This window comes from Thauera sp. WH-1, assembly GCF_047806685.1.
Lineage (GTDB): Bacteria > Pseudomonadota > Gammaproteobacteria > Burkholderiales > Rhodocyclaceae > Thauera.
Map to the genome: position 1 here is coordinate 74997 of NZ_JBLQGP010000005.1, position 12374 is coordinate 87370.

A 12374-nucleotide genomic window follows, 5' to 3' on the forward strand; every position below is an offset into this window, starting at 1 on the left:
CCGATCCTCACCCCCTGATCCTGACCCGGCTCCCCCGCACCCCCTGCACCACCTCGATCGCGACGTCGATCTGCTGCTTCATCTCCTCGACATGCGAGATCACGCCCACGGTGCGCCCGCGTTGCTGCAGGTCGATGAGCGCCTTCATCGCCATGTCGAGCGACTCCGGGTCGAGGCTGCCGAAGCCTTCGTCGATGAACAGCGTGTCGAGCTGCACGCCGCCGGCATAGGCCTGGACCACGTCCGACAGGCCGAGCGCGAGCGACAGCGAGGCCATGAAGCCTTCGCCGCCGGACAGCGTGCTCGCCGGGCGGCTGCGGCCGGTGTATTCGTCGAAGACTTCCAAATCCAGGCCGCCGGCGCGGCGGGCGTCGGCGAGGTCTTCGCGGCGCTGGAGCTGGTAGCGGCCGCGGCTCATCGCCGCCAGGCGCAGCGAGGCGGCGCGCAGCACGTCGTCGAGCAGGGCGGCGAGTACGTAGCGCTGGAAGGTGAGGTTGCGGCCGTTGTCGCCGTTGGCGATGGCGGCGAGGTGGCCGACGACGCGGTATTCGGCCTCGATGGCGCCGGATTGACGGGCGATGTCGTCGAGGCGGGCGAGCGTGTCGGCGAGGGTGGCGAGCGCGCTGCGGGCGTGAGCGAGGCGGGCGAGCACCGCTTCGACCGCGGCGCGGGCGGTGGCGGCGCGGGCGTCGAGGACGACGAGGTCGGGGCGCATCAGGGCGGCGACAGCGAGCGTGGCGCGCTCGGCGCGCTCTCGGGCGGCGGCGTGGCGGTGATCGGCATCGCGGATCTTGGTCTCGAGGGCAACGATGCGCTCGGCGGGCAACAGCGCGGCGCGCCACAGCGCCGCCGCCTGGGCGAAAACGTGGTCGCTGCGATCACGCTCGGTGGGCGCGGGATTGCCCGCAGACAGCGGCGGACTCACCCCCGCAACATCGGCAGCACCCAAGGCTTCGCTGCCGATCATTGCATCGACGCCCCCTGGCCAGAAGCCCGCGGCCCGGAGCGCGTCGACAAACTGAGCGTCCGCCTCCTCGACGCGCACCCCTGCCGCCTGGACGGCCTCGCCGAGCGTGGCGTGCTGTGCGCGCAGGGCGGCCGCGTCACTGGCCGCCTTGCCGTGGGCGGCTTGCGCCTGCTGCAGGGCGTGGTCGAGGCGTTGGCGCGTCGCCTGTGCACCCGCGCGCGCAACTTGCAGCGCGGCGGGCGTGCGCAGGGTTTCCGGCACGCCTGCGCGACGCTCGTCGGCGACCTGCTGCGCCGCGCGCGCCGCGCTGGCCGCCTCGGCGGACTGGGCGCGGGCCTGCTCGCACGCGGTGGCGGCGCGGGCGAGCTCGGCATCGAGCGTTAGCGCCTGCTCGCGTATCGGCGCGAGTTCCACCGCGGCAGCACGGGCGGCGTCGAGCTGGCGGCTCAGTTGGGCGACTTTGGCGGCGACCTCCGCGGCGGCGGACTCGGCTGCTGCAGCTCCGGCAGGGCCACCGAGCGCAACGCCTGGGCCGACAGTCGCAACTTCGCCCACGGCGCCGCGGCCCGCAGCCAACGCCGACGACAGCTCCGTACGATCGCCGGCCTCGGCGACGCCAGTTGCCGTCGGTGTCAGCGCGGCGGCGCGGGTGTCGACTTCAGCCGCGGCCGTGGCGCGCGCCAGTTCGGCGGCGTTGAGCGCCTGGCGGGCGGTCTCGAATGCGGCGTCCGCTTCGCGCGCGCGCTCCGCCGCGTCCTGCAGCGCCTGCTCGGTTGGCAACTCGCCCTCGTGGCGGGCGGGCGCGGGGTGATCGGCGCTTCCGCACACCGGGCAGGGCGCGCCGTCGTGCAGGTGGCGGGCGAGGATGGCGGCCTGGGCTAGGCGCCAGTGGGTGTCGAGCGCGGCAAAGGCGGCGCGCGCTTCATTCGCGGCGCGCTGCGCGGTATCGCAGGCCTGGCGGGCCTTGGCCTCGATGGCCGCGCGCTGGGCGAGCTGCTTGCGCGCGGCGGCGAGCGTGGCCAATGCGCGGGCGCGCTGTTCGGCCTGCTGGAGGCGCAGTTCGAGCGCGACGACATCGGCGACGATCGGCTGCAAGGCCTCAATTCGGGCGGCGAGTTCCGCGCGCCGGGTGGCCAGCGTCTGCTGCTGCGCGGTGGCGGCGGCGAAAGCCTTGTCGGCGGTGATGCGGGCGACCTCGCAGCGCTTCGCCTCGGCCTCGGCCTCGGCCAGGCGTGTGACCGCCTCGGCGAGGGCGTCCAGGCGCAGCAATTCTCGTTGCGCCACCTCGCGCTCGGGCGCACGCGCCACTTCGGTTTGAAGCGCAACTTCGGCCTCATTGAGGCAGCGAGCGGCATCGGCGGCTGCGTCGGCAACACGCGCTTCACGCTCGCGCGCCTCGTCGGCGCTGCGGCGCGCGGCGGTCAGCGCGCTGTCGGCCGGCACCACCTGCAGCGCGCGCCGGGCCTGCTCCAGGCGCAGGCGCTGGGCGTCGAGCTCGGCGCGGCCTGCCTCGAGCGCGTCGAGCGCCGCACTGGCCGCAGCCGCTTCCGCGAACTGCGCCTCGACCGCCTGCCCCTGCTGCAACGCGGCGCGCGCGGCGGCGTCCTCGGTGCGCGCCTGCTGCTCACGCTCGGCAAGCCCGGCGAGCTCGGCCTGAAGCGCATCGCGACGGGCGACAAGTGCCTCGATCGTTTCCGCCCCGGCCTGCTCGAGCAGCGTCCGGCGCTGCAGCGCCGCCTGCTCGCCGCGCTCGCGCAGCACGGCGGCCTCGGCCTTCAACGCATCCTGCAGTCTCTTATAAGTGGCGGTGCCGAACAGGGTCTCGAGGATCTTCTCGCGCTCGGCCGAACTCGCCGCCAGCAGCTTGCGGAACTGGCCCTGCGGCAGCAGCACGACCTGGCGGAACTGCTCGGCCTTGAAGCCGAGCAGCGCCTCGATGAGCGCGGTGACCTCGGTGGTCTTGTGCGCCAGCGGCGTCCACGTCTCGCCGTCCCCCTCCAGGCGGTAGAGTTCGGCCTTGGCGAGCACCTTGGCCAGCCCGTCGCCGCGGCGTGCAGCGCGCTCCTGCTCGGGGATGCGCTTGACGCGATAACGGCGCTCGCCGAGCGCGAACTCGAACTCGACCTCGGTCTGCACGCTGGCGTCGGCGTGGTGGCTACGCATCTCGCGCGCGCTGCGCTCGCCACCCGAGGTGTCGCCGTAGAGCGCGTAGGTGATGCCGTCGAGAATCGAGGTCTTGCCCGCGCCGGTGGGGCCGGCGATCAGGAACAGGGCGCCGGATGGGAGGCGGGTGAAGTCCACCTCCTCGCGGCCGGCGAAGGGGCCGAAGGCCTGCAGGCTGAGCTTGAGCGGCTTCATTGGGCGCGTGCCTCCTGTTCGAGGCGGTCGACGATGCGATCGAGCGCGGCCTGCGCCGCAGGCTCGAGCGCGAGTCCGGTCGTTTCCTGGTGGAAACTGGCGAAGAGGTCCTGCAGGCGGGTGCGGCGATGGTCGGCCGGCGCCCGACCGGGGCCATCGCCGGTGAGCGCCGGTCGCTCGATGGCGAGCGCATTCGGGTAGGCGCTGCGCAGCTTGCCCATGGCGTCGAGCAGCGCGCCCCGGTCGGCGAGGCGGGCGAGCACGTAGTCGTCGCGCGCCGCATCGGTGCCGGCGGCGGCGATCAGCGCGGCGAGTTCGCCTTCGAGGATGCGCAGGTCGCGGCGGGGCACCAGCGGGATGCGCTCGACGCGGCAGCCGCCCGCTGCGTCCAGCTCGACCAGATTCACCGACTTGGCATGATCGGCCTCGGCGAAGGAGTACTTCAGCAGCGAGCCCGAATACTGGATGCGCGCGCTGCGCCAGGCCTCGGTCCCCGTCCCGCCCACCGCCTGCGGCCGGTGCAGGTGGCCGAGCGCGACGTAGTCGAAGCCGTCGAATACCTCGGCGCCGACCGCGCCGCTGCCGCCGACCGACAGCGGGCGTTCGGACTCGCTCTCCGTGCCGCCCAGGACGAAGGCGTGGGCGACCACCACGGTGCGCCGCCCCGCCACCCGGGCCGCGCGCACGGCCGTGGTCTGGGCGGCGAGCGCGGCATGGTGGTCGGCGATTGCGTCATCGCCGCAGACGCTGCGTACCAGCGCGGGCTCGGCATAGGGCAGCGCGTGGATCTCGACCTCGCCGTGGGCGTCACGCAGCACCAGCGGCGGCGCGTCGGGCTCGACCGGGCCGCGCACCGTGAGCCCGGCGCGCTGCAGCAGGCCGGCGCCGAAGGCGAGGCGGTCGGGGCCGTCGTGGTTGCCGGCGATCATCACCACCGGAATCTTCAGCTCGAGCACGAGCTCGCTCAGCACCAGGTCGAGCAGGCGCACCGCCTCGGCCGGCGGCACCGAGCGGTCGTAGATGTCGCCGGCGAGCAGGATGGCGTCGGGCCGGGTGTCGGCGGCGATACGCACGAACTGCTGCAGCACGTGGGCCTGGTCGTCGAGCAGGGAGACGCCGTGATAGACACGGCCGAGATGCCAGTCGGCGGAATGGAGAAAGCGCATCGTGATGGGTGTTCGGTTGAGCGATGGAGCGGGCGTGCCGCGGGGACAGGCGGAGAAGTAGGTGCGCCCCCATGCAGCGGCAAGGGCGCCGATCTGCCCTGCGGGAATTGTCCTACAACGCAATCCGCGCTGTCGGACAGCCGGCGGACGCGCAGCAGCATACATTTGAATTGCATCGCACAGGCGGACATGTCCGTTCCGCCGCAGACGACACACCTCAGTCAGGAGACGACCATGAAACACACTGCCGCCACCCTCGCCCTGTCGGGCCTGCTTGCCTTCACCGCCGTCGGCTGCGCCGTCACCCGCGACCAGTCGACCATCGGCGAATATGTGGATGACGCCACCGTGACCGCGCGCGTCAAGGCCCGCTTCGCCGAGGATCCCACCGTGAGCGCGATGGCGATCAGCGTCGAGACGCTGCGGGGCACGGTGCAGCTGTCCGGCTTCGCCAAGAGCACCACCGAACGCAACCGCGCGGTCGAGATCGCACGCGCGACCTCGGGGGTGAAGGGGGTCAAGAACGACATCGTGATCCGTCCCTGAGTCATCACAGCGTCCGCCGCAACGCGCCGGGGATCGCACAGGCGAGCCCCGGCGCGTTGCGCTGGGCGCAGGCCCAGGGCTGGCGTGCGGCGCAGCGGCGGACAATCCCCCCGGCGTGGTCTAGGATAGGACAGGTTCATGGATCCGACTGCGGAGGCCCGCCCCGTGCCACCCCCACCGTCCCGCCTGCCGCGGCTGCACACGGGCACCCTGCTTGCCGTGTTGCTGTTGAGTCTCGTGCTCGGCGTGGCCTGGTTCGTCGCCGGACAGTGGCAGTCGGAATCGAGCCGCGCGGCGCTGGAGGATCTGCGCGCGCGTACGGCGCGCCTGCACCACCTCGACACCTTGCTGCTGCAGATTCTCGACGCCGAGTCGAGCGTGCGCGGCTACCTGCTCACCCGCAACCCGGTCTATCTGAGCCCTTACCAGGATGGCCACGCGGCGCTTGCGCTCACGCTCGAGGCCTTGCGCGCCGAGGCCGGGCCGGACGAGGCGCCGCGCGAACGCGTCGACCAGCTCGCGATGCTCATCGACATGCGCTGGACCCTGCTCACCCAGGCCATCGAGCGCAACGAACCGCCGGGTGCCAACAGCCCGGATGGCGGCATCGGCAAGCAGGTCACCGACGACATCCGCAACCGCATCCAGGCGCTGCGAGCCGAGACCCAGGCGGACATCGCCGCCACCCAGGGGGCCGCCTTCGAACGCCTTGCCGATGCACGCACGATGAACCGCGTGCTCGGCACCGGCGTGCTGGCGCTGCTGCTGGTGCTGGTGGTCGTGCTCCACCGCCAGGACCGTCTGCGGGAACGCATGGCCGTGCTGCTGCACTCCGAGAACGAACGCCTGCAGGCCGAGGTCACCCATCGCACAGCGGAGCTCAGCAGCCTTGCAAGCTACCTGACCAACGCGCGCGAAGCGGAGAAGGGGCGCCTGGCGCGTGAGTTGCACGACGAGCTCGGCGCCCTGCTCACGGCGGCCAAGCTGGACGCGGCGTGGATCGCCCGCAAGCTGCCGGCCGAGGCGATGGCGCAACTGCGCAGCCGCTTCGATCGCCTGCTCGACACCTTGAACCAGGGCATTGCGCTCAAGCGCAAGGTGGTGGCCGACCTGCGGCCGCCGCTGCTGTCCGAGCTCGGCCTGGTCGAGGCGCTGCGCGCGCTCGCCGACAGCGGCGACATCGGCGAAGGCGGCGGCCGGCTCGAGACCGAGCTGCCCGAGCAGCTGCCCGAACTGCCACCGGAGACCTCGCTCGCGCTGTACCGCATCGCGCAGGAAGCGCTGACCAATGCGCGCCGCTACGCACACGCCCAGCGCGTCCGCCTGAGCCTGCGGACCGAAGGCGACGAGCTGATCCTGGCGGTGGAGGACGACGGCGTCGGCTTCGAGCCGGCGGCGCGCGAGCACAATCGTCACGGGCTGGCGGGCATGGCGCACCGCGTGCAGATGCTCGCCGGCCGCCTGGAGATCGACAGCCGGCCGCAGCACGGCACCCGCATCACCGCCCGCGTGCCCTTTGCCCGCATGCACTGAGCGCGCCGGCGGCCGCCGCGGCCGGGCGATGGCAGCACCGCACCGAGGGGAGTCAGGCCGGCGGATCGGGAATCGCCGCCTGCACGAAATCGATCAGCTCATCGAGTTGGAAGGACTTGTCGAAGAAGGCCTCGACGCCGAGCTGCGCACACCGGGCGCGCACCGGTGCATGGCCGTAGTTGGAGAACACCACCGCACGCGGCGCACCGAAGCGTTGCGGCTGGTCCTGCAGCTGCCGCAGCACGCTCAGGCCGCTGCCGTCGCGCAGCTCGAGATCGATGATCGCCAGGTCGGGCCGCTGCTGCTCGAGCGCCACCAGGGCGCCGTGCTCGTCCTCGGCCTCCGCCACCACGCCGACGCCGTCAAGCTCGTCGAGCATGTCGCGCAACATGGCGCGCAGCATGGCGGAGTCCTCCACCAGCACGATGCGCAGCGCGGGCGCGGCGGCGGGATGCGGCGGCGCAGTCATCGGCACGCCTCCTTACTCGAGGATCAGCCCATGGCGCAGCGCATAAGTCGCCAGCTCGGCATTGCTGGCGACGCCGAGCTTGTCCAGCAGGCGCGTGCGATAGGTACTGACGGTCTTCACGCTCAGCTTGAGCACGGCGGCGATGTCCGACACCGATTCGCCGCGCGCCAGGCGCAGGAACACCTGCAGCTCGCGATCCGACAGTTTTTCGTGCGGCGCCGCGCTGCCATCGCCGGTGAGTTCGGCGGCGAGCAGTTCGGCGGTGCGCGCGGACACGTAGCGCCGCCCCTGGGCAACGGTGCGGATCGCCTGCAGCAGCTCGTCGCGGCTGCAGTCCTTGCACAGGTAGCCGTCGGCCCCATTGCGGATCATCGCCAGCGCGTAGCGCTCCTCGGGAAAGCCCGACAGCATCAGCACGCGGATGCCCTCATAGCGCTGGCGCACCGCGCGCAGCACATCAACGCCGCTCTGCCCGGGCAGGGACAGATCGAGCAGCAACACGTCGACCGGCTGCTCGCGCAGGCTGTCGAGCGCCGCCTCACCCGAGGCAGCCTCGAAGGCGATGCTGAGGCCGAGCTCGTCGGCCAGCAGCTCGCGAAAGCCGGCGCGCACGATCTGGTGGTCGTCTACGATGGCGATGCGCAACATGGGTCGAGGTCCGGGCAGCAATGTGGGAGTGCCAGCATAGCCGAAGCCGACCGCTCGGGCCGGCGCTGCCTGCAGGGCGGGCCATGGCCTCACCCGCCCTTCACCAGGTTGATCACGAAGCTGGCGATGGCCATCACCAGGAACACGACGAACAGCACCTTGGCGATGCCGGCCGCACCCGCGGCGATGCCGCTGAAACCGAGTACGGCCGCGATGAGGGCGATGACGAAGAAGATGACGGCATAGTGCAGCATGATGTTCTCCTTGCGGGGCACCGGGCCATGAGGGCCTGGATCACGCTTCCACTCTAGGCCGCTTCGCAGCGTCCCCCCATCGGCCCGGTCCGAAACCGACGTCGGACAATTCCGACACGCCAACCCGGCGCGCACGCCAGCAGCACGCCGCTGCATCGCTGCGCTATAATCCAAGGCTTTGTTTTATCTGAAAATCAGGACCTCTCCGTGCTCGTCGCAGCCAACATTACCCAGCAGTTCGGGGCCAAGCCCCTGTTCGAGAATGTCTCCGTCAAGTTCGGCGACGGCAACCGCTACGGCCTGATCGGCGCCAACGGTGCCGGCAAGTCGACCTTCATGAAGATCCTGTGCGGCATCCTCGAGCCGAGCGCCGGCAACGTCTCCAAGGACGTCCATGAGCGCATGGCCTACCTGCGCCAGGACCAGTTCGCCTACGAAGACATGCGCGTGCTCGACGTGGTCATGATGGGCCACGAGGAGCTTTGGGCGGCGATCAAGGAGCGCGACGCGATCTACGCCAACCCGGAGGCCACCGAGGACGACTACATGCACGCCGCCGAACTCGAGGGCAAGGTCGGCGAGTACGACGGCTACACCGCCGAGGCGCGCGCCGGCGAGCTGCTGCTGGGCGTGGGCATCGAGACCCACCTGCACAACGGCCCGATGAGCGAGGTCGCGCCGGGCTGGAAGCTGCGCGTGCTGCTGTGCCAGGCGCTGTTCGCCAACCCCGACATCCTGCTGCTCGACGAGCCGACCAACAACCTCGACATCAACACCATCCGCTGGCTCGAGGACGTGCTCAACAATCGCGACTGCACGATGATCATCATCTCGCACGATCGCCACTTCCTGAACCAGGTGTGCACCCACATGGCCGACCTGGACTACGGCACGATCACCATCTACCCGGGCAACTACGACGACTACATGGAAGCGTCGACGATGGCGCGCGAGCGCCAGTCCTCGGCCAACGCCCGCGCCAAGGACAAGATCCAGGAGCTGCAGGCCTTCGTGCGCCGTTTCTCGGCCAACAAGTCCAAGGCCAAGCAGGCCACCAGCCGCCTCAAGCTGATCGACAAATTGAAGCCCGAGGACGTCAAGCCCTCTTCACGACAGTACCCGTGGATCCGCTTCGACTACGACGAGAAGGACAAGCTGCACCGCCTGGCCTGCGAGGTGGACAATATCTCCTTCGCCTACGAGGGCATGGAGAAGCCGCTGATCAACAAGTTCTCGATCGCCATCGAGGCCGGCGAGAAGGTGGCCATCATCGGCGAGAACGGCGTCGGCAAGACCACGCTGATGAAGCTGCTGGTGGGCGAACTGTCGCCGCAGAAGGGCGCCATCAAGTGGGCGGAGAAGGCCAAGCCGGGCTACTACGCCCAGGACCACTCGGCCGACTTCGCCGAGGACGTCAGCCTGACCGACTGGATCGCGCCGTATTCGCGCATCACCGCCGCCGCCACCGGCGAGGACAACGAGACCCTGCTGCGCGGCACCCTGGGCCGCCTGCTGTTCTCGGGCGACGAGGTGAGGAAGTCGGTGAAGGTGATCTCCGGCGGCGAGCAGGGCCGCATGCTGTTCGGCAAGCTGATGCTGTCGCGCCCCAACGTGCTGCTGATGGACGAGCCCACCAACCACCTCGACATGGAGTCGATCGAGTCGCTCAACAGCGGGCTCGAGAAGTTCTCCGGCACCTTGATCTTCATCTCGCACGACCGCGAGTTCGTGTCATCGCTGGCCACCCGCATCATCGAGATCAAGCTGGATCACCAGATCGTGGATTACCGCGGGACCTACGAGGAATACCTGCAGTCGCAAGGGCTGGACTGACCCGGGCGGCACTGGCCGCGCATGTACAAAGGGGGCGAACCCGCTGCCGCTCGATGCGGTGGCCGGTTCGCCCCCTTTGCTTGTGCCGAGCCTGGTCTACGATGTTTATTGAATCGGACATTCCGGCAACCATGATCGCCGCGGGGATGCTTGAACTCGGGAGAGCACCATGCAGGAATCAAGCCTCTTGCCGGACTTCAATAGCTGGCAGGACTGGACGACGACTGAGCTTGTGAAGGCCATCAAGCCCGTGAAGGACGAGGTGACGAAGCTTACCAAGCGCGTCGATGATGTCCCCTCCGAAATATTCAAGTCGATCAGCAGAAACAGCCTGAGGAACATGAACGTCATACGACTTGGCGAGATTCTCAATAACCCCCATGCAATCATCCGGGAAAAGCTCCAGCAAGCGCTCAGCCTGGACTCACTGAAGTTCTATCAGCTCATCCGGGCCTTCAGGGACTCGAAGGCCACCGCCGTCAGCGGAATTCTCGATGACTATCTCGACCGCGTTGACAGCATCGAGCTCGCCATTTCCGCGCTGCTTGGAAAGAGGCTGCCGATCGTCGAAGCGATCTCGAAGGACATCCATGTTCTGCTCGGGAAGGGTGACGAGAAGGAATTCCCCGCTGCAATCCTGAGCCTGCTCGACGGCGTCAGCGGGACCTTGGCGCGCGTATTGAGTGAGCTTGGCGTCATCGCCAGCCGGCACAGTGGCGCAGCACCCTCGCCGCTGGATCTCGAACCGGGGCATTTTTACGACTGGGTGAGCTGCAATACAAGCATTGATCAAGAGGCGCTGAAGGGCGACAAGGCAAGGCGGCGCCAGCAACAGAAGCTGCGCTACACCATGTTGAAGGTCATATTGACCTATATCGAGGATCACGACCTGAGCCCCAGCCGCTTCAAGTCAAGCGCAGCAGCGGACGGCGAACCCACCTCCATCGGCGGATTCCCGTTGTCCTCGGCGAGCGCGAAGTCGGCGCTCGACAACGGCGAGGGCCTGATACGTGCCTACGCCGGCCTGTGTGCCACAGCGTTCGAGCATCTCTTCGTGTCGGCCAGACCCCTGAGCGCGGCAGGGGCAGATGCATCCTCCTCGGCCGCCGAGCTCTACCATGACCTGCCATTCAGCCTGAAACTGCAGCGGCCTGACCTGTCGAGGCTGGCCTTCGCCAAGCCAGGCTATTCGGCATTCGGTGCAGACAAGGTCGACCTGGAGCTCGACAGCGAGTTTCTTGCCATGAAGCTCGCGACGAATGCCGCCGTCGTGTCCTCGGGCCTGGTGCGGACGGCAATCAACTGTGTTGCAAACGGGATATGGGAAATCAGCCCGAACAATCCGCCGCTGATCGAAACGATCGCCTCATTGATCGCGATACCGATCTACGAGATCGAGAAGGCGATCATCTATGACGTCTTCAGACGCTTCCGGATCTATGTGACCGATTCGAGCCTCGATACGTCGCATGAGTTCGTCCTCATGCACGCCTCGATACGGGTTCCCGATTTCTCCGGCAAGGGGGCCACAGAAAAGGACTTGCGCGCGGTGATCGCCCTGGCGTGCACCGACGCCGACCTGCTGGCCGGCCTCAAGCAACTGATCCCCACGCTTCCGTTGTGCCTGGACGAAGCTCGAGAGGACGCAGCCCCGGATACGGTCACCCGCATGCTGCAGGGGATGATGAAGGATGCCCTGGCCGTCTGCTATGTCGCCAGCGCCTGAACCGCATCCACGCGACTCAAGCCGCCATCGCACGACAAGGCGCCGATGACTCCGCCCACGGCACCGCCGAGACCGTGTGATCCGCGGGCTAGCAGCACAGGGCGCGCAGCGGCGTCTCGGGCGCGAACCGCTGTGCCACCTGCGCCTGCAACAGCTCGGCGGTGGCCAGGGCGTCGGTGAGCGCGTGGTGAGCGCGGTAGCGCGGGAGCTTGTAGCGTTCGCGGCTGTCGGCGAGCCGGATCGACAGCCGCGCCCGCCTGCGGCCGAAGAGTGCGGCGAGCAGGTGTGCCAGCAGGCCTCGTGGCGGCTCGCGGTGCAGTCGCGCCTCCAGTTCCATGGTGTCGATCACCGGAAACTCGATGCCCTCGCCGATGCGTGCCTTGAGCGCCGCGGCCAGGAAGCTGCGCTCGATCTCGCGGCAATGCACCACCACCACGCGGCCGGCCAGCGCCGGCAGCAGTTCGTCCACGATGGCGCCGAGATCTGGCGCGGTCTCGATCTGCGCGTGGGTGATGGCGTGGATCGTCACCGATTCGGGATGCAACTCGGCGCGCGGGCGCACCACCCAGTAGCGCGAGGCGCTCGAGCGGATGCAGGCGAGATCCATCGGCACCACGCCGATGCTGACGATCTCGTCGCGAACCGGGTCGAGCCCGGTCGTCTCGACGTCGAGCGCGACCATCGGCACGTTCTTGAGCGGCGTGTCGCCGGCGACCGCGCCGGCCGCGTAGAAGGCACGCAGGCGCGGATCGCGGGCGGCGGCGGCGAGCTCCGCAAAGCGCGCCGGCCAGTCCGGCATGGCCTGCGCGCGCGGCCCACGGCTGCGCACCGGAACGGCGGCCGCGCCCTTCTTCAGGTCGCCAAGGTGCAGCAT

Annotated in this window: 10 protein-coding genes; 4 read left to right on the plus strand and 6 right to left on the minus strand. The window is 69.3% G+C overall.

Annotated elements, in window-relative coordinates; translation table 11 throughout:
- Nucleotides 1-7: 7 nt before the first annotated feature.
- Together ACMV5O_RS07040 and ACMV5O_RS07045 are read right to left on the minus strand one after the other, a co-directional pair.
- Nucleotides 8-3325 carry an AAA family ATPase gene (locus ACMV5O_RS07040; protein ID WP_416162838.1) on the minus strand — a complete coding sequence of 1106 codons (3318 nt, stop codon included), beginning with the start codon at nt 3323-3325 and terminating at the stop codon, nt 8-10.
- On the minus strand, nt 3322-4491 hold the full coding sequence (locus tag ACMV5O_RS07045; RefSeq protein WP_416162839.1) for an exonuclease SbcCD subunit D: 1170 nt from the start codon (nt 4489-4491) through the stop codon (nt 3322-3324). Before ACMV5O_RS07045 ends, ACMV5O_RS07040 begins: the two co-directional genes overlap by 4 nt.
- A 234-nt stretch (nt 4492-4725) precedes the next feature.
- Between ACMV5O_RS07045 and ACMV5O_RS07050 the strand changes: the two genes are divergently transcribed.
- Entirely contained in the window at nt 4726-5037 is a 312-nt protein-coding gene (locus ACMV5O_RS07050; RefSeq protein ID WP_324543662.1) for a BON domain-containing protein, read from the plus strand.
- Between the two features lie 138 nt (nt 5038-5175).
- Entirely contained in the window at nt 5176-6570 is a 1395-nt protein-coding gene (locus tag ACMV5O_RS07055) for a CHASE3 domain-containing protein (RefSeq protein ID WP_416162840.1), read from the plus strand.
- 52 nt (nt 6571-6622) lie between these two features.
- On the opposite strand, the gene ACMV5O_RS07060 is transcribed toward ACMV5O_RS07055, so the two are convergent.
- The 3 genes from ACMV5O_RS07060 to ACMV5O_RS07070 all read right to left on the minus strand — a co-directional run bounded on the left by ACMV5O_RS07060 (nt 6623) and on the right by ACMV5O_RS07070 (nt 7941).
- On the minus strand, nt 6623-7039 hold the full coding sequence (locus ACMV5O_RS07060; protein ID WP_416162841.1) for a response regulator: 417 nt from the start codon (nt 7037-7039) through the stop codon (nt 6623-6625).
- Between the two features lie 12 nt (nt 7040-7051).
- The gene (locus ACMV5O_RS07065; RefSeq protein ID WP_416162842.1) at nt 7052-7687 is read right to left on the minus strand and encodes a response regulator; all 636 of its coding nucleotides are present in this window, start codon (nt 7685-7687) and stop codon (nt 7052-7054) included.
- Nucleotides 7688-7776: 89 nt separating this feature from the next.
- On the minus strand, nt 7777-7941 hold the full coding sequence (locus tag ACMV5O_RS07070; RefSeq protein ID WP_416162843.1) for a DUF1328 domain-containing protein: 165 nt from the start codon (nt 7939-7941) through the stop codon (nt 7777-7779).
- A gap of 207 nt (nt 7942-8148) precedes the next feature.
- On the opposite strand from ACMV5O_RS07070, the gene ACMV5O_RS07075 reads away from it, so the two are divergent.
- Nucleotides 8149-9774 (plus strand): ABC-F family ATPase, encoded by a 1626-nt coding sequence (locus tag ACMV5O_RS07075; RefSeq protein ID WP_416162844.1) that lies wholly within the window; start codon nt 8149-8151, stop codon nt 9772-9774.
- Between the two features lie 169 nt (nt 9775-9943).
- Complete coding sequence (locus tag ACMV5O_RS07080) at nt 9944-11500, plus strand: hypothetical protein (protein WP_416162845.1); 1557 nt, start codon at nt 9944-9946, stop codon at nt 11498-11500.
- A gap of 88 nt (nt 11501-11588) precedes the next feature.
- Here the strand turns inward: ACMV5O_RS07080 and ACMV5O_RS07085 are convergent, their stop codons facing one another.
- Nucleotides 11589-12374 carry a 3'-5' exonuclease gene (locus ACMV5O_RS07085; protein ID WP_416162846.1) on the minus strand — a complete coding sequence of 262 codons (786 nt, stop codon included), beginning with the start codon at nt 12372-12374 and terminating at the stop codon, nt 11589-11591.